At 67.7% G+C, this 25,796-nt stretch carries 28 protein-coding genes; 9 read left to right on the top strand and 19 right to left on the bottom strand.

Annotated features, from left to right (window positions below; all coding sequences use genetic code 11):
- Positions 1-348: 348 nt before the first annotated feature.
- Positions 349-936 carry a hypothetical protein gene (locus tag AB4Z16_RS02070; protein ID WP_441509656.1) on the top strand — a complete coding sequence of 196 codons (588 nt, stop codon included), beginning with the start codon at positions 349-351 and terminating at the stop codon, positions 934-936.
- A 115-nt stretch (positions 937-1,051) separates the two neighbouring features.
- On the opposite strand, the gene AB4Z16_RS02065 is transcribed toward AB4Z16_RS02070, so the two are convergent.
- From AB4Z16_RS02065 to proB, 9 genes are all read right to left on the bottom strand, one after another.
- On the bottom strand, positions 1,052-1,561 hold the full coding sequence (locus AB4Z16_RS02065) for an RNA pyrophosphohydrolase (protein ID WP_441509655.1): 510 nt from the start codon (positions 1,559-1,561) through the stop codon (positions 1,052-1,054).
- Positions 1,558-2,727: a divergent polysaccharide deacetylase family protein gene (locus AB4Z16_RS02060; RefSeq protein WP_441509654.1), complete on the bottom strand. Its 1,170-nt coding sequence runs from the start codon at positions 2,725-2,727 to the stop codon at positions 1,558-1,560. The genes AB4Z16_RS02065 and AB4Z16_RS02060 overlap by 4 nt, the downstream gene beginning before the upstream one ends.
- Before the next feature lie 159 nt (positions 2,728-2,886).
- On the bottom strand, positions 2,887-4,272 hold the full coding sequence (locus AB4Z16_RS02055) for a S41 family peptidase (protein ID WP_441509653.1): 1,386 nt from the start codon (positions 4,270-4,272) through the stop codon (positions 2,887-2,889).
- Positions 4,269-5,630 (bottom strand): murein hydrolase activator EnvC family protein, encoded by a 1,362-nt coding sequence (locus tag AB4Z16_RS02050; protein WP_441509652.1) that lies wholly within the window; start codon positions 5,628-5,630, stop codon positions 4,269-4,271. Before AB4Z16_RS02050 ends, AB4Z16_RS02055 begins: the two co-directional genes overlap by 4 nt.
- Positions 5,627-6,106, bottom strand: a complete 480-nt coding sequence (gene rlmH / locus AB4Z16_RS02045; protein WP_441509651.1) for a 23S rRNA (pseudouridine(1915)-N(3))-methyltransferase RlmH — start codon at positions 6,104-6,106, stop codon at positions 5,627-5,629. The genes AB4Z16_RS02050 and rlmH overlap by 4 nt, the downstream gene beginning before the upstream one ends.
- A gap of 12 nt (positions 6,107-6,118) precedes the next feature.
- Positions 6,119-6,475: a ribosome silencing factor gene (gene rsfS / locus AB4Z16_RS02040; protein ID WP_441510107.1), complete on the bottom strand. Its 357-nt coding sequence runs from the start codon at positions 6,473-6,475 to the stop codon at positions 6,119-6,121.
- A 124-nt stretch (positions 6,476-6,599) separates the two neighbouring features.
- Complete coding sequence (locus tag AB4Z16_RS02035; RefSeq protein ID WP_441509650.1) at positions 6,600-7,211, bottom strand: nicotinate-nucleotide adenylyltransferase; 612 nt, start codon at positions 7,209-7,211, stop codon at positions 6,600-6,602.
- 14 nt (positions 7,212-7,225) lie between these two features.
- Positions 7,226-8,467 (bottom strand): glutamate-5-semialdehyde dehydrogenase, encoded by a 1,242-nt coding sequence (locus AB4Z16_RS02030; RefSeq protein ID WP_441510106.1) that lies wholly within the window; start codon positions 8,465-8,467, stop codon positions 7,226-7,228.
- Between the two features lie 112 nt (positions 8,468-8,579).
- The gene (proB, locus tag AB4Z16_RS02025; RefSeq protein WP_441509649.1) at positions 8,580-9,704 is read right to left on the bottom strand and encodes a glutamate 5-kinase; all 1,125 of its coding nucleotides are present in this window, start codon (positions 9,702-9,704) and stop codon (positions 8,580-8,582) included.
- 381 nt (positions 9,705-10,085) lie between these two features.
- On the opposite strand from proB, the gene rpsU reads away from it, so the two are divergent.
- The 7 genes from rpsU to AB4Z16_RS01990 all read left to right on the top strand — a co-directional run bounded on the left by rpsU (position 10,086) and on the right by AB4Z16_RS01990 (position 15,841).
- Positions 10,086-10,349 carry a 30S ribosomal protein S21 gene (rpsU, locus tag AB4Z16_RS02020; protein WP_441510105.1) on the top strand — a complete coding sequence of 88 codons (264 nt, stop codon included), beginning with the start codon at positions 10,086-10,088 and terminating at the stop codon, positions 10,347-10,349.
- An 85-nt stretch (positions 10,350-10,434) separates the two neighbouring features.
- Complete coding sequence (locus AB4Z16_RS02015) at positions 10,435-10,809, top strand: DUF6481 family protein (protein ID WP_441509648.1); 375 nt, start codon at positions 10,435-10,437, stop codon at positions 10,807-10,809.
- Positions 10,810-11,088: 279 nt separating this feature from the next.
- The gene (locus AB4Z16_RS02010) at positions 11,089-11,649 is read left to right on the top strand and encodes a sigma-70 family RNA polymerase sigma factor (protein ID WP_441509647.1); all 561 of its coding nucleotides are present in this window, start codon (positions 11,089-11,091) and stop codon (positions 11,647-11,649) included.
- A 48-nt stretch (positions 11,650-11,697) separates the two neighbouring features.
- The gene (locus AB4Z16_RS02005) at positions 11,698-12,393 is read left to right on the top strand and encodes an anti-sigma factor (RefSeq protein WP_441509646.1); all 696 of its coding nucleotides are present in this window, start codon (positions 11,698-11,700) and stop codon (positions 12,391-12,393) included.
- Positions 12,394-12,642: 249 nt separating this feature from the next.
- On the top strand, positions 12,643-13,911 hold the full coding sequence (locus AB4Z16_RS02000) for a S8 family serine peptidase (protein WP_441509645.1): 1,269 nt from the start codon (positions 12,643-12,645) through the stop codon (positions 13,909-13,911).
- 116 nt (positions 13,912-14,027) lie between these two features.
- A complete protein-coding gene (locus AB4Z16_RS01995) occupies positions 14,028-15,182 on the top strand; it encodes a glycosyltransferase (protein ID WP_441509644.1) in 1,155 nt (384 codons plus the stop codon).
- A complete protein-coding gene (locus AB4Z16_RS01990) occupies positions 15,179-15,841 on the top strand; it encodes a class I SAM-dependent methyltransferase (RefSeq protein ID WP_441509643.1) in 663 nt (220 codons plus the stop codon). The genes AB4Z16_RS01995 and AB4Z16_RS01990 overlap by 4 nt, the downstream gene beginning before the upstream one ends.
- Before the next feature lie 168 nt (positions 15,842-16,009).
- On the opposite strand, the gene AB4Z16_RS01985 is transcribed toward AB4Z16_RS01990, so the two are convergent.
- Together AB4Z16_RS01985 and AB4Z16_RS01980 are read right to left on the bottom strand one after the other, a co-directional pair.
- A complete protein-coding gene (locus AB4Z16_RS01985) occupies positions 16,010-17,515 on the bottom strand; it encodes a methyl-accepting chemotaxis protein (protein ID WP_441509642.1) in 1,506 nt (501 codons plus the stop codon).
- Positions 17,516-17,637: 122 nt separating this feature from the next.
- Complete coding sequence (locus AB4Z16_RS01980) at positions 17,638-18,273, bottom strand: LbetaH domain-containing protein (RefSeq protein WP_441509641.1); 636 nt, start codon at positions 18,271-18,273, stop codon at positions 17,638-17,640.
- On the opposite strand from AB4Z16_RS01980, the gene phnN reads away from it, so the two are divergent.
- Complete coding sequence (gene phnN, locus AB4Z16_RS01975) at positions 18,272-18,862, top strand: phosphonate metabolism protein/1,5-bisphosphokinase (PRPP-forming) PhnN (RefSeq protein ID WP_441509640.1); 591 nt, start codon at positions 18,272-18,274, stop codon at positions 18,860-18,862. The two genes, AB4Z16_RS01980 and phnN, sit on opposite strands and share 2 nt — an antisense overlap.
- A 198-nt stretch (positions 18,863-19,060) precedes the next feature.
- On the opposite strand, the gene AB4Z16_RS01970 is transcribed toward phnN, so the two are convergent.
- The 8 genes from AB4Z16_RS01970 to phnG all read right to left on the bottom strand — a co-directional run bounded on the left by AB4Z16_RS01970 (position 19,061) and on the right by phnG (position 25,726).
- Positions 19,061-19,756 carry a DUF1045 domain-containing protein gene (locus AB4Z16_RS01970; RefSeq protein WP_441509639.1) on the bottom strand — a complete coding sequence of 232 codons (696 nt, stop codon included), beginning with the start codon at positions 19,754-19,756 and terminating at the stop codon, positions 19,061-19,063.
- Complete coding sequence (locus AB4Z16_RS01965) at positions 19,753-20,892, bottom strand: alpha-D-ribose 1-methylphosphonate 5-triphosphate diphosphatase (RefSeq protein ID WP_441509638.1); 1,140 nt, start codon at positions 20,890-20,892, stop codon at positions 19,753-19,755. Before AB4Z16_RS01965 ends, AB4Z16_RS01970 begins: the two co-directional genes overlap by 4 nt.
- 2 nt (positions 20,893-20,894) lie before the next feature.
- Positions 20,895-21,590 (bottom strand): phosphonate C-P lyase system protein PhnL, encoded by a 696-nt coding sequence (phnL, locus tag AB4Z16_RS01960; RefSeq protein ID WP_441509637.1) that lies wholly within the window; start codon positions 21,588-21,590, stop codon positions 20,895-20,897.
- 195 nt (positions 21,591-21,785) lie between these two features.
- Positions 21,786-22,592 (bottom strand): phosphonate C-P lyase system protein PhnK, encoded by an 807-nt coding sequence (gene phnK / locus AB4Z16_RS01955; RefSeq protein WP_441509636.1) that lies wholly within the window; start codon positions 22,590-22,592, stop codon positions 21,786-21,788.
- A complete protein-coding gene (locus AB4Z16_RS01950; protein ID WP_441509635.1) occupies positions 22,589-23,512 on the bottom strand; it encodes an alpha-D-ribose 1-methylphosphonate 5-phosphate C-P-lyase PhnJ in 924 nt (307 codons plus the stop codon). The genes phnK and AB4Z16_RS01950 overlap by 4 nt, the downstream gene beginning before the upstream one ends.
- Positions 23,509-24,696, bottom strand: coding sequence for a carbon-phosphorus lyase complex subunit (locus AB4Z16_RS01945; protein WP_441509634.1), 1,188 nt, complete (start codon positions 24,694-24,696; stop codon positions 23,509-23,511). Before AB4Z16_RS01945 ends, AB4Z16_RS01950 begins: the two co-directional genes overlap by 4 nt.
- Positions 24,696-25,298, bottom strand: coding sequence for a phosphonate C-P lyase system protein PhnH (gene phnH / locus AB4Z16_RS01940; protein ID WP_441509633.1), 603 nt, complete (start codon positions 25,296-25,298; stop codon positions 24,696-24,698). Before phnH ends, AB4Z16_RS01945 begins: the two co-directional genes overlap by 1 nt.
- On the bottom strand, positions 25,298-25,726 hold the full coding sequence (phnG, locus tag AB4Z16_RS01935) for a phosphonate C-P lyase system protein PhnG (protein ID WP_441509632.1): 429 nt from the start codon (positions 25,724-25,726) through the stop codon (positions 25,298-25,300). Before phnG ends, phnH begins: the two co-directional genes overlap by 1 nt.
- Positions 25,727-25,796 lie beyond the last annotated feature (70 nt).

Below are 25,796 nucleotides of genomic sequence, written 5' to 3'. Positions count from 1 at the left end.
AGTTCAGAACGATTTCGAAAGGGGGAGTTTATCAGAGCCGCGCCAAAGCGCGAAAATAACAACGGCCGTCCAAGCAATCTCGATGAAGATACATCTATTTTATTTAAGAGAGGATTTCAATTAGTTTTATGGGGTGACCTCTTTTATTTATTTTCTTGATCACTTTAACTATCAGATCGGAGGGCGTTTTCGGCGAAAAATTCTCTGCATCGCAACCCCATTCAGGCACATCGCGAGGCATGGAATAGCTGGCGCGATGAACAAGACCTGGCGGGAGCTGTCAGTCTTGAAAACCGCGTTTTGGGGCGGCGGATTCCCCTTTCCGGCGCGGTGTTCTAAGCAGATCGCATGGAGACGATTTCGCCGCATGAGCTCTTCCCCCATGTCCGCATCGTCATGGGCATGGTCATCGGTCTCGGCATCACCCGGATGCTGACCGGCATCGCCAGCTTCATTCAGCATCCCGACCGCTATCGCCTGTCGCTGCTCCATTTGCTCTGGGTCGGCTCGATCCTGCTGGAGTTGGTGCTGTTCTGGTGGTGGGAGTTCGGGCTCTCGCGTATCCCCGCCTGGAGCTTCGGAATCTATCTTTTCCTGATCGGCTACGCGGTCGTGCTTTACCTGCTCGCTGCGCTGCTCTTCCCGGACAACATTTCCGAATATGCGGGCTACGAGGACTTCTTCATCAAGCGCCGGCGCTGGTTCTTCGGCCTGCTGGCGACAGCCTTCCTGCTCGATATCGTCGATACGCTGATCAAGGGCACCGAGCGCTGGAGCCAGCTCAGCGGCGATTATCTCGTGCAGGTGCCGATCGGGCTGCTGCTCTGCCTCGTGGCCTTCATCTCGGCGCGGCGCTCCGTCCATCTTGCGCTGGCGTCCGTGCACATCGCCTATCAGCTCTACTGGCTCGGGCGCGTCGTCTACACGATGGGCTGAGCGCTGCCGAAGAGAGCATTTTCGAGCGAGGCGGACGCCCGCTTCGCGTGAGAAAACTGCGACGTAGCGGTCGGTTGGAGCGATTCTGCGATTCGGGAAAGCGCGGCGATGCGGCTCAGCCCTGTGCGAAGGGCGCAAAATGCCTGACGACCTGGCGGTAGACGCCCTGCTTGAACGGGATGATCAACTCCGGTGTCTCGTCGAGCCGCGCCCAGCGCCAGGCGTCGAATTCGGCCTTGTGGCCCCCGGCCGGGGTCAGGATGTTGATCTCGTCATCGGCACCTAGGAAGCGGAAGGCGAACCATTTCTGCGCCTGCCCGCGCCAGCGGCCTTTCCAGGCTTCCTTGCCGATATCATCAGGCAGGTCGTAGCTCAGCCAACCCGGGGCTTCGGCGAGCAATTCGACGGATGTGACGTTGGTCTCCTCCGCCAGCTCGCGGCGGGCCGCCTCCAGCGGCGTCTCGCCCTTGTCGATGCCGCCCTGCGGCATCTGCCAGGCATGACCCGGCGCGACATGCTCCCGCTGGGTCTTGTTGGCGCGCCGGCCGACGAAGACCAGCCCTTCGGTGTTGAAGAGGGCGAGCCCGACGCAGGGACGGTAGCCTTCGGGAGCGCTCTCGGTCATCGCTGTGGTCCGGTTGAAACTGATCCGGTGGTCTTGGGATTGCGGAAGCCGCGGGCTGCGCTGACCGGCACCAGCGCGATCTTCTTGGCTTCCAACGACTGAGCCCAGCGATTGATCCGCTCGATCGAGACCGGCAGGGCGCTGGCGGCGGCGACGACGACGCCCTGATCGCGCGCCAGCGCCTCCAGTGCCGCGAGTTCCTTGTCGATGGCATCGGGGCGAGTGACGGCGTCGACGACCCGATCGATCTTGATGGCCGGGATCTGGGCGCGCGTGGCGGAGCTGGCGAGGAGGCTGCGCGCCGAGGAGCCGTCATCGATGACCATGAGGCCACGGCCGGCAAGCTCGCGCAGGAGCGGAGACAGGGCATTCTCATCGGCGGTGAGGCGCCCGCCGAGGAAGTTGACGATGCCGACATAGCCGGTGAAGCGGCCGAGCGACCAGTGCAGCTTGTCGATATTGTCCGAGGCCTTCGGGCCGGTCAGCAGCGTGTGCGGACCGGGATCGTTGTCCGGATAGTCGAACGGCTCCATCGGCAGCTGCAGGAAGACCTCGTGGCCTTCGCCACGGGCGCGTTGGACGGTGCGCTCGAGCTCGGTGCCATAGGGCGCGAAGGCCAGCGAGACCGGCCCCGGCAGCTTGGCGATGGCGTCGGCCGTGCCGGTCTGGCTGATGCCGAGGCCGCCGACGAGCAGGGCGATGCGTCCGGCCGGTTTGACCGAAGGCTCCGGGCCGAGCGGGCGGGCATAGATCTTGGCCGGAGTCGCGCCATCCGGGCCGAGCTTCGGCAGCAGGCCGTAGCGGCTGCGCTCCACCAGACGATTGTCGGGGGTCGGCGCGAGCTTGATCGCGCCCGCTTCATCCGGGACGGTGATGATGATCGCGCCCGGTGCATCCTCGCCCGCGCGCACGACGGTCACGCCGGCGCTGTTCTCGAGCTGGGCAGCGCTTGCCGGGCCGCGCGCGGCTGATAGCGCCGCATCGGAGCTCGGCGGGACGGAGGAAACGGGCGCGGCGCGCTTCTCGATGGCCGCATAGGCGATCGGCTGGCCGCCATCGGGGTCGCGGCGCAACGCGGCGACAAGCACGAGACCGAGGATCACGCTGCCGACACAGCCGGCCGCAGCAGTCGCAAGCCAACGGCCCCACGGTTTGCCGGAAGGCATGGCTCGATCCTGGCCGAGCGGCCGATTGAGCTCCGTCAGCGGCGTTCCGGCCAAAGTCAGCCGTCCTCAAAGTTGCGCCGCGGGCCCGAATCAGTGGCCCGCGCGCTAGTCTTGTCGCCTAAGCGGCCCGGCGTCGAGCCCGAAGGCTCCCGTCAGGGCTCAGTTCTTCGGCGCTTCCGGGGCAGCGGGGGTCGGCGCCGCAGGGGCCGGGGCCGGGGCGGCCTCGGTCGCCGGCTTCTCGACGATCTGGGCGGTGTCCTTCTTGATGCCGCGCAGCTGGTTGAAGGCGGCGATCAGCTGGGTGTCCTTCGCCGGATCGTTCGGGACGTAGGAAGCGGAGCCGGACTGCTCCTCGCCCTCGCCGGCCTTGAGATGGCCCTTGAGCGCAGCTTCGCCCTTGTTGTCGACGAGCTTGTCCTTGATCTCCTGCGGGATGTCCTGCTGGACCTCGATGTCCGGCGTGATGCCCTTGGCCTGGATCGAGTTGCCCGACGGCGTGTAGTAGCGCGCCGTGGTCAGGCGCAGGCCGCCATTCGAGCCGAGCGGGATCACCGTCTGCACCGAGCCCTTGCCGAAGGAGCGCGTGCCCATCACGACCGCGCGCTTGTGGTCCTGCAGCGCGCCCGCGACGATCTCTGCCGCCGAGGCGGACGAGCCGTTGATCAGCACGACGAGCGGCTTGCCCTTTGTCAGATCGCCCGACTTGGCGTTGAAGACCTGGGTCTCCTCGGCGTTGCGGCCACGGGTCGAGACGATCTTGCCGCGCTCGAGGAAGGCGTCGGAGACCAGCACGGACTGGTCGAGGCGCCCGCCGCGATTGTTGCGGAGGTCGATGACATAGCCCTTGAGCTTGTCCTGGCCGATGTCGTTCGAGAGCTTGTCGATGGCCTTGCGCAGGCCGTCATAAGTCTGCTCGGAGAAGGTACCGATGCGGATATAGCCGATATCGCCTTCGACACGCTCCTCGACCGCGGGCACGACGATGGTCGAGCGGGTCAGGGTGAATTCGAGCGGGTCGGTCTTGCCCGGCCGCTCGATCTTGAGCGTGACCTGGGTGTTGATCAGCCCGCGCATCTTCTCGACCGCCTGGGTCAGGGACAGGCCCTTCACCTCGGTGCCGTCGATCTGGCGGATGATGTCGTTGGCGAGGATGCCGGCCTTGGAGGCAGGCGTGTCCTTGATCGGCTTGGCGACCTTGAGGACGCCATCCTCCATCGTCACCTCTATGCCGAGCCCGCCGAACTGGCCGCGCATGTCGGTGTCCATATCGCGGAACGCCTTGGCGTCGAGATAGGACGAATGCGGGTCGAGCGAGGAGACCATGCCGTTGATGGCGGCCTCGATCAGCTTCTGCTCGTCGGGCTTGTCGACGTAATCGGTGCGGATCTTCTCGAAGATGTCACCAAAGAGGTTCAGGCTGCGATAGACCTCGGCCGAAGCGGCGACAGCGCTGGTCGAGCTGAGCAGCCTGGTCTGAGTGGCGAGTCCGGTCAGGCCCGCGCCCATGATGGCGCCGGCGAGAACGAGGGAAACCTTGCGCATCATCCGCGAACCTTTTCGCCTTGCGATTTCGTCCACCACGGAGTCGGGTCGACCGAAACACCGTCTTTTCTGAATTCGATATAGAGGACCGGCTGCCCGGTTCCTACTCCTACTGTCGTCGCGGCAGCTTCCGATGTTTCGCCCATCGTCGCAACCGGTTCCCCCGCCAGGACGAACTGATTGAGCGCGACATCGATCCGCTGCATGCCGGCAAGCAAAATGTAGTATCCACCCCCTGCGTTCAGGATCAAGAGTTGCCCGAACGAACGAAACGGCCCCGCGTAAACAACCCAACCGTCAGAAGGCGCCGAAACTAGGGCGTTCGGCCGGGTTTCCAGTGAAATTCCGCGAATTGTGCCGCCGGCGCCGTCGGCGTCGCCAAAACCACGCAATCGTGATCCCGCCACAGGCAGCGAGAGCAGGCCCTTGGCGTCGGCGAAGGCGATCTTGGGGGCGAGGCGCGCCGGGTCCTTGAAGGCGAGCGCCGTCATGCGCTCGCGCTGCTCGCGCGTCTCCTGCTCGATCGCCTGGCGGGCGGCATCGACCGCCTTGTTGGCGACGGAGATCTCCTTCTCGATCTTCTCGACGAAGTCGCGCATCGAGCGGGCCTGGCCGGCGAGTTCGTTGCCGAGCGCGCGCTGGGCTTCAACATCCTTGGCGGCGCTGGCTTCGCGCGCGCGCCTGGCATCGATCAACGACGCCAGCCGCTGCCGTTCGCCTGCGAGCTGCTCCATCTCCGTGCCGATCTTGAGCTTCTCTGCGGCGATGTTGTCGCGCAGCCGCACCAGCTCGCCGAGATCCGTGGCGAGGATTTCGATCTCCTGGCGCAGATCGGGCACGACGGCGCCGAGCAGCATCGAGGCGCGCACGGCTTCGAGGATATCCTCCGGCCGCACGAGCACTGCAGGCGGAGGGGCCCGGCCGATGCGCTGCAAGGCGGCGAGCACTTCTGCGATCAGGCCGCGCCGACCCTCGAGGGAGCGGCGGATCGCCGTCTCGCTGGATTGCAGCAGCGCGAGGCGCTTCTCCAGCGCACCCAGCCGTTCCTCGCCGGCCTGCGTCTTCGCGGTGGCGTCGAGCAGGGCGTTGTTGAGCGCGGCACGGTCGGCGCGGATCGCGGCGATTTCTTTTTCAAGCCTGGCGCGGGCGTCGGCGTTTCCGGCGAGGCGTTGCTCGATCGCCTTGAGCTCGGCTTCGCGGGCCTGTTTCTCGACGAGCTTCTGCATCGCCTCGCGCGACAGGGCCTCGGGATCAGGTGTGCTCGTTTGAGCGAAGGCCGGCGCAACGAGCGGAGCAGCCAGCAGAGCGGCGAGGCTCAGAAGGCGCAGCCCGGAGCGAATCAGCGGCGCGGCGAAGGTCATGCGCGATGATAGGGGTGCCCGGCGATGATCGTCATCGCCCGATAGAGCTGTTCCAGCACGAGCGCCCGGACGATCTGGTGAGGGATGGTCAGCGCGCCGAAGGCGAGCGTGATGTCGGCCTTGTCGCGAATCTCCTCGCTCAAGCCGTCGGCGCCGCCGATGATCAGGCTGGCATGGCCGGTTCCGGCGTCGCGGGCGGCAGCGATCCGGCTGGCGAAGGCTTCGCTGCCGAGCTGGCGGCCGCGCTCGTCGAGCGCGATCACGAGGCCGGGCTGCGCCTTGGCGAGGATCGCCTGCGCCTCTTCGCGCTTGCGCTCCTCGGGGCGCCGGCCCCGGCTTTCGGCGATCTCGATGATGTCGGGTCCGCTCAGGCCGATGCCGCGCCCGAGCGCGACCCCGCGTTCACGATACCGCTCGCAGAGCTCGCGTTCCGGCCCATCCTTGAGCCGGCCGACGGCGATGACTGCGAGCCGCATCCGCGAACGACGTCAGCTATCGAGGCGTTCGTTCGGCCGGTCGGTGCCCCACATCTTCTCGAGATTGTAGAATTGGCGCACTTCGGGTCGGAAGACGTGGATGATGATGTCGCCGGTATCGATCAGCACCCAGTCGCAGGCAGGCATGCCTTCGACGTTCGGCGTGGGAAGTCCTGATCCCTTGAGGGCTTCGATCAGGGCATCCGAGATGGCCGCGACATGGCGGTTGACGTTGCCGGACGCGATAATCATCGCGTCGGCCAGCGACGTCTTGCCAACGAGGTCGATCACCGTGATGTCCTCGGCCTTCATATCCTCGAGGACACGTTGCGCGAGGGCGATGCTATCGGCGGAGGGATTTTCCGAGATAGCGGCCTGGGGAAGCGGCTTCGGCTCGGCCTCACCAAGGGTTTGACGGGTCAGTGACGTATCCTCTCGATCCAGACGCGCTCTCGGCGCGACGCAGTCAAAATAAGCCGGGTAGCCTCGGAATTCAATCGCGGCCGGCCTGACGGCGCAGCATGGTGGAGGATAACGTCGAGCGCTTGCCGTGCAGGAAAACCCAGGCCGGAGGCCGGGAGCGGGGCAGACTCGCAGCCTGATTTTCCGGAATGCGCCAGCGCGACAGCCAGTTGGCGGCGGGCGAGGCCATGGCGCTGTGGGTCGAGCCCGGTCGGTCGATCACCGCAATCGGCATCATGCGGGCGATCGTCCGCCACTCCGCCCAGCGGTGGAAACCGGCGAGATTGTCGGAGCCCATGATCCAGACGAAGTTGACGCCCGGGCAGCGTCGCTTCAGCGCCCGCAGCGTGTCGGCGGTGTAGCGCGTGCGCAGCGTCGCCTCGATGCCGGTGACGTTGATGCGGGCATGGTTGGCGACATCGCGCGCCTGCCGCAGGCGCTCGCCGAGCGGCGGAAGCTTCGCATTGTCCTTTAGCGGGTTGCCTGGGGTGACCAGCCACCAGATGCGGTCGAGCTGCAGGCGCCGCAGCGCCGTCAGGCTCGCCAACCTGTGGCCGTCATGGGCAGGGTTGAAACTGCCGCCGAACAGGCCGATGCACAGGCCCGGCGCATGGGGCGGCAGGCGCAGATGCTCGCTCGTCATCCGTGCTGCACGGCTCAGGGGCGCGTCTGGCCCGCGCCATGGACGCGGTACTTGAATGAGCAGAGCTGCTCCACGCCGACGGGGCCGCGCGCATGCATGCGGCCCGTGGCGATGCCGATCTCGGCGCCGAAGCCGAACTCGCCGCCATCGGCGAACTGGGTCGAGGCGTTGTGGATGACGATGGCCGAATCGACCTCTGCCAGGAAGCGGGCGGCGGCGGCTTCGTCGGCGGTGACGATCGCGTCGGTATGATGCGAACCGTAGCGCTCGATATGGTCGATTGCGGCATCGAGCCCCGGCACGACCTTCGCCGCGATGATCGTGTCGAGATATTCGGTCGCCCAGTCTTCCTCGCTGGCGGGCGTCACGCGCGGGTCGACGGCCCGCACTGCCGCATCGCCGCGCACGGCGCAGCCGGCATCGAGCAGCGCTCTGACGAGCGGGGCGAGATGGGTCGCCGCACAGGTCTGGTCGACGAGCAGCGTCTCGGCCGCGCCGCAGACGCCGGTGCGGCGCAGTTTGGCGTTGAGCAGGATCTCGCGGGCCATGGCGAGATCGGCCTTCGCGTCCACATAGACATGGCAGTTGCCGTCGAGATGGGCGAAGACCGGCACGCGCGCCTCGCTCTGGACGCGGGCGACGAGGCTCTTTCCCCCGCGCGGCACGACCACGTCGACGTTCCCGTCAAGGCCGGTAAGGATTTCACCGACCGCAGCGCGGTCGCGCGTCGGCGCGAGCTGGACGGCATCGCCCGGCAGGCCGGCGGCCTCCAGCCCCTCGCGCATCGCGGCGGCAATTTCGGTCGAGGAGCGGAAGGAATCCGAGCCCGCGCGCAGGATCGCGGCATTGCCGCTCTTCAGGCAGAGCGCGCCGGCATCGGCTGTGACGTTGGGGCGGCTCTCGAAGATCACGGCGATGACGCCAAGCGGCGTGGCGACACGCTCGAAGCGCAGTCCATTCGGCCGCGTCCATTCCGCCAGTACGCGTCCGAGCGGATCGGGCAGGACGGCGACCTCGGCGACGGCCTCGGCAATGGCGGCGAGGCGCTTCTCGTCGAGAGCGAGGCGGTCCATGAAGGAGGCGCTGAGACCCGCCGCTCTGCCGTCGGCGAGATCCTGAGCATTCGCGGCGAGGATGCGGGCGCTGCGGGCGCGCAGCGCATCGGCCATGGCGATGAGGGCGGCGTTGCGCTGCTCGGTGGGGCTGAGCGCGACCTTGCGTGCGGCGGCGCGGGCGCGCCGGCCGACCTGCTGCATCACGAGCCGGACATCCCCGGTCTCGTTCGTCGCGATGATGCGCAATGCGCTGTCGCCCGTCATCTCACCCAGCCCAAAAACCCCGCCGGCAAAAGCCGGCCCGGAAGAAAGCTTAGCCTAGCCCGAGCGCCATGTCGTCCCGGTGGATCATCTCGGCGCGTCCGGGGTAGCCAAGCGCGCTCTCGATGTCCCGCGAGGCCTTGCCGAGCACGAGCGCGGCCTCGGCCGCATCATAGGCGACGAGGCCGCGCCCGAGCAGCTGTCCGTCGGGATCGCGGATCAGCACGGCGTCGCCGCGCGCGAACTCGCCTTCGATGCGGGCAACGCCGACCGGCAGCAGGCTGGCGCCGCCGCGCAGAGCGCGTGCCGCGCCGGCATCGACATGCAGCGTGCCGCGCGGCTCCAGCGTGCCGGCGATCCAGGTCTTGCGCGCCGTCGCGGGTGTCGAGGCGGAGAGGAACCAGGTGCAGCGCCCGCCGGCGGCCACGCTCGCCAGCGGATTCTTGGCTCGCCCGTCGGCGATCAACATGTGGGTGCCGCCTGCAGCGGCGATCTTGCCGGCCTCGATCTTGGTGCGCATGCCGCCGCGTGACAGCTCTGAGGCCGCGCCGCCGGCCATGGCGTCGATCTCCGGTGTGATGCGCTCGACCACGGGGATATGCCGCGCGCTCGGGTCCTTGTTCGGCGGGGCCGTATAGAGCCCGTCGATATCGGAGAACAGCACCAGAAGGTCGGCGCCGGCCATGGTCGCGACGCGGGCGGCGAGCCGGTCGTTATCGCCATAGCGGATCTCGGTGGTGGCGACGGTGTCGTTCTCGTTGATGACGGGGATGGCGCGCAGGTCGAGCAGGCGCCCGAGCGTCGCGCGCGCGTTAAGATAACGGCGGCGCTGTTCGGTATCGGCCAGAGTCAGCAGGATCTGCCCGGCGGTAAGGCCGTGGGCGGCCAGCGCCTCGGCCCAGTTGCGGGCGAGCGCGATCTGTCCGACGGCGGCGGCGGCCTGGCTCTCTTCCAGCCGCAGCGGGCCCGAAGGCAGGTTGAGCACGGTGCGCCCGAGCGCGATCGCGCCGGAGGAGACGACGAGCACGTCGGCTCCGCGCTGGTGCAGCTCGGCGAGATCCTCGGCGAGGGCGGCCAGCCAGGCATGGCGCAGGCGGCTGCGGGCCCGGTCGACCAGCAGGCTGGAGCCGACCTTCACGACGATGCGGCGGAAATCGGAAAGCGAAGGCGTCTTCACGGGACACACGATCTGTTGCAGCGACCCCCTGCCTGTTGGGGAAATCCCGGCGATTGTAAAGCGGTGGGACCATCGGGGCCGGCGTGCTCGGCGTGCATCTGCAGTCGATCCCGTTGAAAAAACGGCCCTCAGACCCATATCGACGTTCTGCCGACCGCGCCGTTCCGCTCCGAAGCCTCGCGCCGCGAGCCTTTGGGGATATGCGTGGTGCCTGGCGTCACGACAGGACCCGTCTTGCGGTCGCGCAGGAAGGCAGCGGAGCGTCTGACCGAGCCGTGGACTTCACGTCTCGGGCGGATCGGATGCTTCACCGATGAGATGGATCGCCGGTTCACGCTCCGAGCGGGGCGCGGCGATCGATCAACGCAGAAAGGAGCTGCGATGCAGGTTCTTGTTCGCGACAACAACATCGACCAGGCCTTGCGCGTGCTGAAGCGGAAACTTCAGCGCGAAGGCCTCATGCGAGAAGTGAAGCGGCACACGGCCTATGAGAAACCCTCGGAGCGCCGCATCCGTGAAAGGGCCACAGCCGTGCGGCGGGCCCGCAAGGCGGCCCTCAAGCAGGCGCGCCAGGAAGGTCTGATCGCGGCGCCACGCCCGAAAAATCGCCCGCTCCGCGTTGGAAGCGGGGGTGCCGCGCGTTGATTTCGATACCAATTCGGCTCGATCTGGCTTAAGGCGCCCGCGCGGGCCGATAAACAACCCGTAACAACCCGAGAGAAGATCACCCTTGAAGAATCCGAGCGACCGCAGCTTCACCGACCGTCAGGCCAACTCCGCCAAAGCCAAGCAGGCGCTGCTTGAGCGTTTCAAGGCACGGCCCAAGGTCGATGACCCGGTCATGGTGCAGCGACGCGAGGAGCGGGAAGCCATCGCTCAGGCTCGCGCCGAACGCGAAACCGAGAAGGCGAAGATCCGGGCCGAGAAGGAGCGCCTCGAGGCGCTCGAGCGCGCGCGGATCGAAGAAGAGAAGCGCCAGGAAGAGATCGCCCGCGAGGCCGCCCGCAAGGCGGAGCAGGCCAAGCGTGATGCCGAGCGGCCGCGCAAGGTGCTGCTCGAAGCGGTCCAGTACATGCAGATGCGCACGGCCGGCAAGCGCCGCTAGCGCACTTTCCGCTCGGCTGATGCCAGCCGAGCGCCAAGAATTCGCGCATGTCATCAATGCGATCTGGGGCGCCGCGGGCGCCCCTTTTCATGTCCGCCTGGCCGCGACGGCGGTTCGACAGTCTTTAAATGGCTGGTTTTCGGGCAAAAAAGCTCGTTCTCTCCCCGATGACCTATCGGCAAATCCGCTCGTGCAGATTAATGTGCGCCTGGGTTGAACCTTTTCCCTGCTCGCCGCGACGAATGGGTGCGAGCCGGGATGCCTGGCCTTCGAGGGGCAATGCATACGGAATCGGACGAGGATCTCGTCAAACGGATCGCCTCGGGCGACCGGCTCGCGATGAAGGTGCTGTTCTCACGGCATCAGGTGCGGGTCTACCGTTTCGTACTGCGGCTCGTCCGCGACGAGACGCTTGCCGAGGATGTGATCAGTGACGTGTTCATGGATCTCTGGCGACAGGCGGATCGCTTCGAGGCGCGCGCCTCGGTCTCGACCTGGCTGCTCGCCATCGCCCGGAACAAGGCGTGGTCGCTCCTGCGCAAGCGCCGCGACGCCGAGCTGGACGAGGATTACGCCGGCAGCATCGAGGATGAATCCGACGGCCCCGAGATCGTGCTCCAGAAGCAGGACAAGAGCCTTGCGATCCGCGCTTGCCTCGAACGCCTTTCGGCCGAGCACCGCGAGGTCGTCGACCTCGTCTATTACCACGAGACCTCCGTCGAGGAGGTCGCGCGGATCGTCGGCATTCCCGAAAACACCGTCAAGACCCGGCTTTTCCACGCTCGCAAGAAGCTGGGCGAGATGCTCAAGGCTGCCGGTATCGACCGTGGCTGGCCTTGAGGCGTTGCGTGTTATGAAGCGCGGCCAGGCCGCCGGAGGAGTGGCGTGATGACCGACAGCATCGCAAGCGATCCGAAGCGCCGCGAGCTCGAGGAGCTGCTGCCCTTCTATGCCAATGGCCGCATCTCGGACGCCGACAAGCGCCGCGTCGAAGCCGCGCTCGCCGGCGACGCCGAGCTCGCCGGCCGGCTCGACATCATCCGCGACGACATGGCCGAGACGGTTCTGCTCAACGAGAGCCTCGGCGCCCCGTCGCATCGTGCCCTCGAAAAGCTGATGGCCGAGATCGACACGGCTCCCCATCAGGCGCCGCTGCTGGCCCGGGCGACCGACAGCATGGGCCGCGGCTTCCTGGGCTGGCTCGGCGGCCTGCTCGCGTCGCAGCCGCCGCGCCGGCTCGCCTATGTCAGCGCGGCCGCCATCGCGCTGATCGCGCTGCAGGGCGTCGCCATCACCGGGCTCGCGCTGCGGGACGGGGGCGCCGGCTTCCAGACGGCTTCGGCGCCGGGCTCGCGGGCTTCGGAGCGCTATGTCCTGCTGAGCTTCGCTCCGGAGGCGAAAGCCGGCGAGATCGCCGCTTTCTTCAAGCGCTTCGATGCTTCGGTCGTTGACGGACCGCGCGCGAACGGCTTCTTCAAGGTGCGTGTCGGCGATGCCTCGCTGTCATCAGCCCAGGTCGATGCGATCGCGACGCGGATGAAGAGCGAGAGCGGCATCGTCAGCTTCGTCGCGCCCGCGCCCTGATCGATCCTTTTGAGGCGCCGCTCGTCGGCGCCATGGCATGATGTTCTGCGGCGGGAGGGCCAGGCCATGCTGCGATCCGGCTTCACAAGCGGGACGGCGCTGATGCGGTGCCTCGCCGGCGCTGCATTGCTCATATGGGCGACGGCGCTTGTTCCTGCCGCCGCTCGTGCCCAGGCTCCCGCGGCCGGGCCCCAGCAGCCCGCCGCCAACGGGGCCAACCGTTCGATGCGCGTGCCGCCGGGGTCGTGGATGCAGCGCCAGCAGCGGGCCATCGTGCCGGCGCCGGAGGAGACCCGTTTCGTCCCGGACGAGGTGTTGTTCGAGCTCGCGCCAAACGCCGAGGCCGATATCGTGCTGCGTCGCTATGGCGCGACCCTGATCGCCCGCCAGCGCTTCGAACTGGCCAACGTCACCATCATCCGCGCCAGGCTCGAGGCCGGCCGCGACCTGCGGGCCGTGCTGACCCAGATGGGTGACGACAGCAGCATCGCCGGCGCCCAGCCGAACTTCCTCTTCGATCTGCAGCAGGGCACGCCGCCCGGGCCGGGCGCCTCGAACGCTTCGGCCGCGCCGACGACGGCGTCTTCCGAGGCAAGCGGGCTGCCGGCCCCCAGCCTGCGGCTTGGGGAGCCCGCGACGGCGGCGCGCGGGACGGCGGCCGTCCGGCGCGTGCTGCCGCCGCAATATGTCGTCGACAAGCTGCGTCTCGGCGAAGCCCGCAAGCTCGCGCTTGGGCGCGGCATTCGCGTCGGCATGATCGATTCCGGCGTGGACATGGAGCATCCCGAGATCAGCGGCTCGGTCCTCGCCTATCTCGACGCCGTCGACGGGCTGGCGACCCCGCATGCGCACGGCACCTCCATGGCGACGGCCATCGTCGCGCATGGCGAATTGCAGGGCATCGCGCCGGCCGCCCGGCTGATCGTCGCCCGCGCCTTCGGCGGCCCGCAGGCGAGCTCGGCCAATGGCAAGTCCTTCCAGATCCTGACGGCGCTGGAATGGGTGGTTCAGCAGCGGGCGAAGGTGGTCAATCTCAGCTTCGCCGGGCCGCAGGATCGCCTGCTGTCAAAGGCGCTGGCCGGCGCAAAGGAACGCGGCGTCATTGCGGTGGCGGCCGCCGGCAATGGCGGCATCCGCTCGGCACCGCTCTATCCCGGCGCCGACCCCAGCGTCATCGCCGTGACGGCGACCGATGCCGACGACAAGGTCTTCAGCGATGCCAACCGCGGTGCTTACGTCGCCATCGCCGCGCCGGGCGTCGATGTGCTGACGGCTGAGCCGGGAGGGCGCTACGCATTCACCTCCGGCACCTCGATCGCGGCCGCCCATGTCTCCGGGCTCGTCGCGCTGCTGCTGGAGAAGCAGCCTGAACTCGATCCCGACAGCGCCCGCCGCATCATCGCCGAGAGCGCGACCGATCTCGGCTCGAAGGGGCGCGACCCTGTCTTCGGCGCCGGGCGGATCGATCCTGCGGCGGCGCTGGCGCGCGTTCTGCCGGTCGCGACGGCACGGCCCTGATCGGTTCTTTCGCAGAAGCCTCCCTTATCCTTCAGGAGGAGGGCTCGGAAGTGTCCGAAAGGACTCTGAGCTATCGGCGCTCTTGACCTGCGCCCCCGCATCGGCCTGATGGCGCGATGCCACGCCCGAAACTCCTCTTCGTCGCCACCGAGGACTGGTTCTTCGCCTCGCATTTCCTGCCGATGGCGCGGGCGGCGCGCGAACTTGGCCTCGATGTTGCCGTCATCGCGCGCGAGCGCAACCATCGGCGCGCCATCGAGGCGACGGGTGCGCGGCTGGTCGCGTTGGAGGCAGAGCGGCGCAGCCTCGATCCGCGCGCGCTGGTCAAGCAGGTCGCTGCGCTGAGACGGCTGATCGCGGCTGAAAAACCCGATATCCTGCATTGCATTGCGCTGAAGCCGATCGGGCTCGCCGGCCTCGCTGGCAAGCTCGCCGGTATCGACCGGCGGGTCTATGCGCTGACCGGCCTCGGCTTCCTCGGCGCCAGGCAGGGGGCTCTGGCCGCCGCAGCCCGCTTCGCTGCGATTGCCTGGCTGCGCGGGGCGATCGACGGCCCGCAGGTGCGCTTCCTCTTCGAGAACCCGGATGATCCGGTCACGCTGGGCTTGGACCCGCAGGACGCAGGCAAGGTCGCGATCGTCGGCGGGGCCGGGGTCGATCCGCTGATGCTGATGCCGTCGCCGATGCCGCCGGCGCCGCCGCTCAAGGCCGCGCTCGTCGCGCGCATGCTCTGGTCCAAGGGCGTCGACCTTGCGGTCGAGGCGGTCAGGCTCGCCCGTGCCGAGGGGGCCAGGGTTGAACTCACCATCCACGGCGCGCCCGACCCGTCCAATCCGAAGGCGATCCCCGAGGCGACATTGAAGGAGTGGGCGGCACGGCCCGGCATCAACTGGGCCGGCCCGACCCGGGATGTCGAGGCGGTCTGGAAGGCGCATCATCTCTGCATCCTGCCCTCGCGCGGCGGCGAAGGCCTGCCGCGCACGATCCTGGAGGCGGCCGCCTGCGGCCGGCCGATCCTGACGACCGATGTGCCGGGCTGCCGCAGCTTCGTCCGCGAGGGACAGGATGGCATGGTCGTGCCGGCCGACGATGCGGCGGCGCTGGCCAAGGCGCTCGCCGTATTCGCCCGCGCGCCCGGTCTCGCGGAGCGGATGGGCGCGAATGCCCGCGCCCGCCTGCTCGACGGCCATACCGAGCGCGATGTGATGAACGCCGTGAAGGCGCTGTATCAGGGACTTCTCGCCGCGCCTGCGACGGAGAAGGTCGCGTGAGCGAGGCGGCGTCGGCTCTAGACCGCGAGGGCTTCATCCGCGCGCATACGCGGTTGCTGCCTGTTCCGCATGCTTCGGAGATTTCCCTCCATGTCGCCGAGGAGGCGACCGAACTCTGGCAGAAGACCGAGGAGGAGCTTGCCGTCATCGGTCTGCCGCCGCCCTTCTGGGCTTTCGCCTGGGCCGGCGGGCAGGCGCTGGCGCGCTATCTGCTGGACAATCCGCAGATCGTGGCGGGCCGGCATGTCCTCGATTTCGCCTCCGGCTCCGGGCTGGTGGCAATCGCTGCCGCAAAGTCGGGCGCCGCGCGGGTCGAGGCCTGCGATATCGATGCCTTCGCGGTTGCTGCGATCGGCATCAACGCTGCCGCTAACGACGTCACCGTTACGGCGCGGCCGGACGATCTCATCGGCCGCGACGAGGGCTGGCAGGTCGTCTGTGCCGGGGATGTCTGCTACGAGCGCGACATGGCCGAGCGCGTCATCGCCTGGCTCTCCGCCCTATCTGCCCGCGGCGCGACCGTGCTGATCGGCGATCCCGGCCGCAGCTATCTGCCGAAGGGACGGCTCGAGGCGGTTGCGACCTACCAAGTGCCGGTGACGCGTGCATTGGAGGACGCCGAGATCAAGCGCAGCTCGGTTTGGCGCTTGGCCGGTTGACGCATATCAATGGGTCCCGGGTGACCTGAGTCATCCCGGCCGCAGCGAAGCGCAGAGCTGCGATCCACGCCCGGACCTGAATCGACAGCGCTCCGGCATGGATCCCGGGTCAAGCCCGGGATGACGGCGGGATTTTGTCGCTGGCCAGTCTGATCCGAAGCCGCTCGTTCACGCCGTGCGGCGGCGGGCCGAGGTTTCAGCGGTCGGCTCCGTCCGGAATGCGGCGACGAGCCGGTTGAGGTGGTCGATCTGGTCGAGCAGCGTACGCGCCGAAGCCGCGCTCTGTTCGGCCAGCGCCGCGTTCTGCTGCGTGATCTCGTCCATGTGGCTGACGGTCTGGCTCATCTCGTCGATGCCGTTGGCCTGCTCGCCGGCAGCCGACGCGATCTCCTCGACCGTGCTCGACACCTTGGCGGAGGCGGCCACGATCCGGCTGAGCGTCTCGCCGGCCTGCCTGACGAGCTTGACGCCCTCGGCGACTTCGACGTCGGAGGAGGCGATCAGGCCGGTGATGTCCTTGGCGGCGTCGGCCGAGCGCTGGGCCAGCGCCCGCACCTCGGCCGCAACCACGGCGAAGCCGCGGCCGGCCTCGCCGGCCCGCGCGGCCTCGACGGCGGCGTTGAGCGCCAGCAGATTGGTCTGGAAGGCAATGCCGTCGATGACGTCGGTGATCTCGGAGATTCGCTTCGAAGCCCCCTCGATCCGGGCCATCGCGTCGACAGCGTCCCTGACGATGTTGCCGCCGGTGCGGGCGACATTGGCTGCCTCGTCCGCCAGCGCGACGGATTCGCGCGAGGCCTGCGAGGATGTCTTGACTGAAGCCGCGAGTTGCTCAGTCGTCGCGGCGCTCTCTTCCAGCGCCGAAGCCTGCTGCTCGGTGCGCATGGACAGGTCCTGCGCGCCGCTGTTGATTTCCTGCGAGGAGGCGGCGATCGCGGTCGAAGTCGTCTTGATCGTTGCAGCCATCTCCTGAAGCCGCGCCATCGCCGCGTTGAAATGCTCGCGGATCTCAGCGTATTCGGCCGGGATCTCGTTGCTCATGCGATGGGTCAGGTCGCCCTCGGCCAGTGCGGCCATGCTCTTGCTGACGCAGGCGATCGCCTGATCGCGCTCGGCCGCCTTCGCCTGCTCGGCGGCGTGCGCCTCGGCCTCCACCTTGAGGCGAGCCGCTTCAGAGGCCTCGAGATAAACTGTGATGGCATAGTCCATGTCGAGCATGGCGGCCTTGACGACGGCGCCGATCTCGGCGGCGCGTTCATCGGCGCCGGACATGCGCCTGCCGAGCGCGTTCTTCGGCCAGCGCGCCTGCAGGATGGCGCCGAGCAGCTTCTCGAGGATCAGTGCATAGCCGCCGATATACCAGCGCGGCTCAAGCCCGATGCGGGCATGGACCTTGCCGATGCGGGTCACGGCATTGACATAGTTCTCGTCGAACTTCCCGGTCGCGATCCCGCCCCAGTGCTGAACCTGCCGCTGCTTGGCGGCCTCGATATGCTCGTCGCTGCCGAAGAAGCCGCGGGTTTCCGGAAAGGCGCGCACCTGATCGTAGAAAGCGTCGAGCGCGCCCGGAATGGCGGCGCTGAGGGTCTCGTGGACGTCACGGATATGGCTGTTCGCTGCGGTGTCGAGGCCGAGGAAGGCCAGGCGCTTGGCGAGATGATCCGGTGCGGACATGAGACGGTAATTCCTTTTGGGCCCGCGACTGTTCGAGCCCGCTGCCCTCTCTCGCCGATCACGGGTTAACGGCCGGTGAGGAGGGTGGGCCGATCTGGATCGATCTGCTGCGGCCGACCGCCTCAGGCCTCGCCCTTCAGCGCTTCGTATTTGTCGAGGAACGCCTCCACCGGCAGATGACGGAAATCGTCCAGCCCTGTGCGCAGTTGCGCATGGTCCCAGTCCCACCAGCCAAGCGCCTGCAGCCGCTCGGCGGTCTCCTCGGAAAAGCGCCGCCTGACCGGCCGGGCCGGATTGCCGGCGACGATGGTGTAGGGGGCGACGTCCTTGGTGACGACGGCGCCGCCCGCGATCACCGCGCCGGTGCCGATGTTGCGTCCGGCGAGCACGATCGCACCATGGCCGATCCAGACATCGTGGCCGATCGTCACCGCATGCGCCCGGCGCCAGTCGAAGAAGGCGGCATCGTCCTCAGCATCGTCGAAATAGGCGGAGGCGCGATAGGTGAAATGCGACTGGCTCGCCCGGTGCATCGGATGGTTGCCGGGATTGATCCGGGTCATCGCCGCGATCGAGCAGAATTTTCCGATCGTCGTGTAAATGACATTCGCGTCGTTCACGACATAGGAGTAATCACCCATCGTCGACTCGACGAAACTCGTGCGCGCGCCGATCTCGGTGTAGCGCCCGAGCGTCGCCTGCCTCACCTGAGCGGTCGGGTCGATCACCGCTTCGAGTCCCAGCTTCTTCGCAGCCATGTCCTTACAGTCTCCTGATCTTGCGGCCCCCGTTTCAGCAGCGGGCGCGCTTGTCCTCGTGGTCGGGCCTTCCGGTGCGGGGAAGGACACGCTGATGGATGCGGGCCGGGCCGGTCTCGCCGGCGATCCGCGCTTCCGCTTCGCCCGCCGGCTGATCACCCGCCCTGCCATGGCCGGCGCCGAGGATCACGATTCCTGCGACGAGGCCGCCTTCCGCGAGGCCGAAGTGAAGGGCGATCTTGCCTTGAGCTGGCGGGCGCATGGTCTGAGCTACGGTATCCCCGCGGCCGAGCTCGCCGGCATCGCCGAGGGCGCGGTGGTGATCGTCAATATTTCCCGCGCGGTCATCGCTGCGGCCGAGCGGCTGGCCGAGCGTGTGGTGGTGCTCAACATCACCGCCCCGGTGCCGGTGCTGGCACAGCGGCTCGCGGCGCGCGGGCGCGAGAGCGAGGCGGATATCGCGGCGCGCCTGAAGCGCGAGGCGCCGCTGACGGCTGAAAGCGCCGAGATCGTCACGATCATGAACGATCGCAGCATTGCCGAGGCCGCCGAAGAGCTGCTCGCCGTTTTGCGCGGGCTCGGCCGGTAGGCAATCCGGGGATCGAAGCTGGCCGTCATTCCGGGGCATCGCGCAGCGATGAGCCCGGAACCCGTGAACGCATCTTTCGACCCTCCGAATGCTGTCGGTGCGGCCGCTACCTGATTTCTGTCCAGTGTTCATGGGTTCCGGGCTCAGGCCTGAGGCCTGCCCCGGAATGACGGTGGAATGCCGGCAACGCGAGGCATTTCAGCCGAAGGGATAGGAATCGAGCAGCCGGAAGCGGCCGGCGCGGCCGTCCTGCTTGAACAGGGCGAAACGGTCGAGTTTGACCGATCCGGTCGGGAGGGCCTCCGCATAGGCCGCTTCCAGCCCCTGCTTGACCGGTGCTGCGTGTTCGCCCGGCAAGGAGCCGGTCAGCGTCATGTGGAAGCGGAAGGCGTCGCCCACATAAGGATAGCCATAGGCTTCGAGATAGGCGTGCTGCGCGGGGGTGAGCGGGCTCTTCAGGCGTCGCGCCCGGTCCGCTTCCTCCAGCGGCGCGCGGAATGGCTCGAAGGCCTGCACGAGCGTGAAGGCGAAGCGTTGCAGCTCCTCGCTGGGCTCCGACGGCGTCAGCGCTACGAAGGAGCCGAGCGCCGTGACGCTCAGCCCCGCCAGCGTCACGCCCTCCCGGCCGGCGGCGTAGTTCCGGGCGAAGGCGCGCAGCTGCTCTTCGCTGCGCCCATGGGCGAGTTCGAAAGGCGCCTTCAGCGTGGCGTGGAAGCCGTAGCGGCGCGGCTCCTCGGTGAGAGCCGGCCATTGAGCTGGATCGCAGCCGGGTGGAACGGCGAAGGACAGATCCTCGCCGGTGAGCGCATCATAGCCGAGCGTCGCGCTGCCGAAGCGCCAGAGGGGGCTTTCGGCGGCGGGAGCGTAATAGACGGCGTAGCGCGGCTTGCTCAAAACGCGCGCTCGCCTTTCGACCAGACGGCGCCGATGACCGGCGTGGCGCCGAGCACTTTGAAGCGCAGCAGGTCGGCGCGCAGGCCGGATTTGAGATGGCCGCGATCCTTGAGGCCCAGGATGTCGGCGACCTTCCAGGTGACCATGCCCATCGCCTCCGGCAGCGCGATGCCGTGGCCGGCATTGAGCTTGACGACGGCCTGCAGCAGGCTCGCCGGAACGTAGTCCGAGGAGAGCCCATCGAGCAGGCCCTTCTCGGCCAGTTCGGAGACCGAGACGCCGCCGGAATGCGAGCCGCCGCGCACGACGTTGGGCGCGCCCGCGACAGTCGCGAGGCCATGCATCTTGGCGGCTCCGGCCGCTTCGATCGTGGTCGGGAATTCGGAGATCACGGCGCCCGACGCGATGCCATCTGCGACATGCTCGGGCGTGGTGTCGTCATGGGTCGCGAGCGGGATGCCGCGCGAACGGAAGACGTCGACGACCGCCGACCAGTTCTTCGAGACGTTGGTGGCGCCTTCCTGCTGGCGCATCACCACGTCCTCCTCGAACTCTTCCTGCGTCTTGCCGTTGCCCATCGCATAGGTCCGCAGATGCTCGATGTTGCGCCATTGGCGCTGGCCCGGCGTGTGATCCATCAACGAGACAAGCTGGACGAGTTCGTCGTCCTGATAGGGCTCGATGTCCTTGATCAGGTCCGGGCTCGTCAGCTCGCAGCGCATGTGGATGCGGTGGTCGATGCGGAAGACGTTCTCGCGCTTGCCTTCGGCGAGCGCCTTCATCACGTCGGCGAAGATGTCCTTGCGGTAGTCCTTGGCCGAGAAGGGCGTGCCGGCGCAGACGGCGTCGTAGACGGTGGTGACGCCGGCCGCGGCCATCTGCGCGTCATGGACGAGCGCCGCCGCCAGCCCGTTCGGCCAGAAGACCTTGGGGCGCGGCATGAAGTGCTTTTCCATGTTGTCGGTGTGCATCTCGACGAGGCCGGGCGCGACATAGTCGCCGCCCACGTCGATGGCGCCAGGCAGGGATGACCCGCCCTGATCGACCGATACGATGCCGTTCGCGTCGAAGGCGATGGTGCCGGTGACGACCTCGTTCTCGAGAATGAGTTTGGCGTTGGTGAGAACGGTTTGCATCGTCAGGCCTTCCGGAAAGCGGTGATGTCGAGATAGCGCGTCGCGACACGTTCGCGAACCGCCTCGTCGTGGAAAATGCCGACGATGGCGGAGCCGGCGGCGCGCGCCTCCGAGATGAGCTGGACGACGACGTCGCGATTATTGGCGTCGAGCGAGGCGGTCGGCTCGTCGATCAGCATGATCGCCGAGGGATCGACGAAGGAGCGGGCGATATTGACGCGCTGCTGCTCGCCGCCCGAGAAGGTGGCGGGCGCGAGGTTCCACAGCCGCTCCGGCAAGTTGAGGCGGGCGAGCATGGCCTTCGCCTTCGCGGTTGCGGTCTCCGCCGGAGCGCCGCGCGCCAGCAGCGGGTCGCGCACGATGTCGAGCGTCGAGACGCGCGGGATGACGCGCAGGAATTGCGAGACGAAGCCGAGCGTGCGGCGGCGGACATCGAGCACGGTGCGCGGCACGGCGGCGACGATGTCGACGGGGCGGCCGGCATGGGTGATGCGGATCGCGCCCGCCGTCGGCTTGTAATTGCCGTAGAGGATGCGCAGCAGGCTCGACTTGCCGGCGCCCGACGCGCCGGCAAGCACCAGCGCCTCGCCGGCCTCGACATGGAAATTGACGTTGTCGAAGACGGGCAAACGCGCTCCGCCCTGGTTGTGCAGGGTGAAGGTCTTGGCGACGTTCTCGACCTGAATCATCGTGGTCATGGTGTCAGTGCCTTGCCGATTCGCGGTGACGAGGATGTGACGGGTGCGCCGTTGTCATTCCGGGGTGGGCCGTCAGGCCCGAACCCGGAAACCACGACTGGGTGAGCGAGCCTGAGTGCCATTGGCAAAGGTCTCGCCCGGTCGTGGGTTCCGGGTTCTTCGCTTTGCGAAGCCCCGGAATGACAGAGGTACAGCTCACACACTCAGCACCGCCGAAGTGAGAAGCTGCGTATAGGCGTGGTGCGGATCGTCGAGGACCTGATCGGTCAGGCCCTGCTCGACGACGTTGCCGTCCTTCATCACCATCAACCGGTCGGTCAGGAGCCGGGCGACGGCGAGGTCATGGGTGACGATGATCGCGGCGAGGCCGAGATCGCGCACCAGCACGCGCAGCAGATCGAGCAGGCGGGCCTGCACGGAGACGTCGAGGCCGCCGGTCGGCTCGTCCATGAAGACGAGGCGCGGTTCCGAGACCAGGACGCGGGCGATCTGCAGGCGCTGCTGCATGCCGCCGGAGAACTGGCGCGGCCGGTCGTCGATGCGGGCGCCCGCGATCTCGACGCGGCTCAGCCAGTCGAGCGCGCGCTCGCGGATCTGGCCGTAATGCCGGTCGCCGCGATCCATCAGCCGCTCGCCGACATTGCCGCCGGCGGTGACGTCCATGCGCAGGCCGTCGCGCGGGTTCTGGTGGACGATGCCCCAGGCCGTACGCATCAGGCGGCGGCGCTCCTGCTCGGAGACAGAGTAGATATCGAGCGGTTCAGACCCGCCGCGAAACAGCACCTCGCCCTCGTCGGGCTTGTCGATGCCGGCGAGGCAGCGCAGCAGGGTCGATTTGCCCGAGCCGGATTCGCCGACGATGCCGAGCACCTCGCCCGGCCAGAGATCGAAGGAGACATCGGCGCAGCCGATGCGCTCGCCATAGAAGCGGCTGACATTTGCGACCGAGAGCAGGGGAGCGGGTTCGAGATCGAGCTCGGCGGGAGCGACGTGAAGGGTCATGGTGTCGTCTCCTCGACCAGCCCGCTCGCGGCGGCATCGCCCAGCATGGTGCCGCGATGGCCCTCAGTCCGGCGGGTCTCGCAGTAATGGCTGTCGGAGCAGACGAACATGCGCCCGCCGCGATCGTCGATCACGACCTCGTCGAGATAGCTGTCGGCAGCACCGCAGAGCCCGCAGGGCTGGGTCCAGCTCTGGATGCGGAAGGGATGATCCTCGAAATCCAGGCTGCGCACGCTGGTATAGGGCGGCAGCGCGTAGATGCGCTTCTCGCGGCCGGCGCCGAACAACTGGAGCGCGGGCGACATGTGCATCTTCGGATTGTCGAATTTCGGGATCGGCGAGGGCGCCATCACGTAGCGATCATTGACCATGACCGGATAGTCATAGGTCTTGGTGATCTCGCCATAGCGGGCGATGTCCTCGTAGAGCTTGACCTGCATCAGCCCGTATTCGGCCCAGGCGTGCATCTTGCGGGTCTCGGCCTCGCGCGGCTCCAGACGGCGCAGCGGCTCCGGCATCGGCACCTGATAGACCATGACCTGGCCGGGCTTCAGCGGCGCCTCCGGGATGCGGTGGCGGGTCTGGATGATCGTCGCCTCCTCCGTCGCCTCGCAGGTGCGTGCATCGGCGGTGCGTTCGAAGAATTTGCGGATCGAGACGGCGTTGGTGGTGTCGTCGGCGCCCTGATCGATCACCTTCAGCGTATCGGCCGGGCCGATGATCGCGGCGGTGATCTGGATGCCACCGGTGCCCCAACCACGGGCGAGCGGCATCTCGCGCGAGCCGAACGGCACCTGATAGCCGGGCACCGCGACCGCCTTGAGCAAGGCGCGGCGGATCATCCGCTTGGTCTGCTCGTCGAGATAAGCGTAGTTATAAGCCGGCTTCGTATCATCGGCCGGAATCTGGTGAATGGTCATTCCGCAGCCTCCGGCATGCTGTCCCGCTCGCGTGCGATTCGCTCCTCGCGCTCCCGGCGGATGCGGCGGATCAGTTCGAGCTCGCCCTGGAAATCGACATAGTGCGGCAGCTTGAGATGCTCGACGAAGCCGGCCGCTTCGACATTGTCGGCGTGGTAGAGGACGAACTCGTCCTGCTGCGCGGGATAGTTGGTCGCCTCGCCGAAATCGCGCGCCTTCAGGGCGCGATCGACCAGCGACATCGACATCGCCTTGCGCTCGCTATGGCCGAAGACCAGGCCGTAACCGCGCGTGAATTGCGGCGGAACCTCCTTCGAGCCCTGGAACTGGTTGACCATCTGGCATTCAGTCAGGGTGACGTCGCCGAGATCGACCGGGAAGCCGAGCTCTTCCGGCACGAACTCGACCGCGACCTCGCCGACGCGGACCTCACCGACGAAGGGGTGGGTGCCGCCGAAGCCGCGCTGCACGGAATAGCCGAGACCGAGCAGGAAGCCCTCGTCGCCGCGCGCCATCGATTGCAGGCGCACGTCGCGGTCGGCCGGGAAGGAGACGGGATCGCGGGTGAGGTCGAAGGGGCGCGGATCGCCTTCCGGCGGCTCCTCGGCTTCCATCAAACCCTCGGCACCGAGGATATCCGGCACGCGGGGCATGGTCGCGTCGAGAGGGGCTTTCAGGCCGTCATGCTCGGGCTTGACCTGAGCATCTCCGGACACGGAGGTTCCGGTGCCTTCTTGTCCCGAGATGGCCGGGTCAAGCCCGGCCATGACGGCGGGAGAATCCATCAACGCGAAGTCGAACAAGCGATGCGTGTAGTCATAGGTCGGGCCGAGCACCTGCCCGCCGGGCAGATCCTTATAGGTCGCTGACACCCGGCGGCGGATCGCCATGGCGGCGGTGTCGAGCGGCTCGGACGAGCCGAAGCGCGGCAGCGTCGTGCGATAGGCGCGCATCAGGAAGGCGGCCTCGATGACGTCGCCCTGCGACTGCTTCAATGCGAGCGCGGCGAGCTCCTGATCGTAAAGCGAGCCCTCGTTCATCACGCGGGCGCAAGCCAGCGCCTGCTGCTCGCGGATCTGGGCGACGCTGATTTCCGGAACGGCGGGGTCGCCGCGGCGCGCCTCGGCGACGAGGTCGTGCGTGGCGAGGATGGCGGCCTCGCCGCCCTTGACGGCAACATACATCAGCGGGCCTCCTCGATTTGCGTCGAGCGCGGCAGGCCGATCATGCCGTCGCCATGAGTGAGCACGACATCGACACCGAGCGGGTAGAGCGCGCCATTCTCGCGCAGCTCTTCGACGAAGCCGGGGCGCAGGCCCTGCGGCGCGACCGTGCGCGTGCCGGGAATGCCTGGGCCCGAGAGGGTGAAGGCGTCGCCTCCCTCCAGGCCTGATACCTGCACGATCACGGTGGTCGAGCGATCCGGGAACTGGTCGTTGCCGAGATTGAAGGCGGAAAGCTTCGGTTCATTTGCCGCGCCGTCGAGCACGGCGAACGCGGCCTTGGCGGGATCGTCGACCAGCGCGACACCGCAGTGGAAGCGCAGCCACGCGCCGGCCGCGCCGTCGCGCAGGGCTGCGGGCAGCCAGACCGGCGTCTCGTAATCGGCGAGCGACAGCAGCGCGGTCGCCGTAGCAGCGGCAAGACCCTCCGGCGGTGCGATCTCGGCTGCGACACGCTGCAGCGTGCCGGGCTCGGAGAGGGCGGCGAGCAGCGCGCGGAAGGCCGCCTGGGACTGGAAGACCGGATCGGAGAAGCCGGGAGCGATCATCGATTGCGGCGACATCACGAGCCCCTGACCAGCGTGAAGAAATCGACCTTCGTGGCCGCCGCCTTGCGCGAGGCGAGATTTCGGGCGGCCGCCTGCTGCGCTGCGAGAGCTGCGACGCCCTCATGCAGGCCGCCTTCGGCCTCGTCCTGAAGCCGGGCGTCCAGCAACGCGGCCAGCCGTGCCTTCCGGCCGTCGCGGCCAAGCGCATAGGAGAAGCCCATCCGCCCGGTCGAAAGGCGCACGACGCAGCGCGTCACGGTGGCCTCGCCCAGATTGAAGCGGCGGCCGGCACCGCCGGCGCGGCCCTCGACCATCACGGTTCCGGTTTCGGGGGCCTTGAGCACTTCATGGTCGGGTGGATCGCCCAACAGGGTCTCGATCTCGGTGCGGGAGGCGCGCGCCAGCGTCGCCATCCAGCCTTGTCTCGCGGTTTTCTGGCTCATCGGCGCGGGCTCGCTGGTCAGTTCCGAATGTCTAGACTATGCTAGGAGAGTTGATGCCAAAGGTCTATAC

This window comes from Allobosea sp. TAF32 (assembly GCF_052113585.1).
Lineage (GTDB): Bacteria > Pseudomonadota > Alphaproteobacteria > Rhizobiales > Beijerinckiaceae > Allobosea.
Note: the sequence above shows the minus strand (reverse complement) of the source record. Positions and strands in the feature narration are given on the sequence as shown.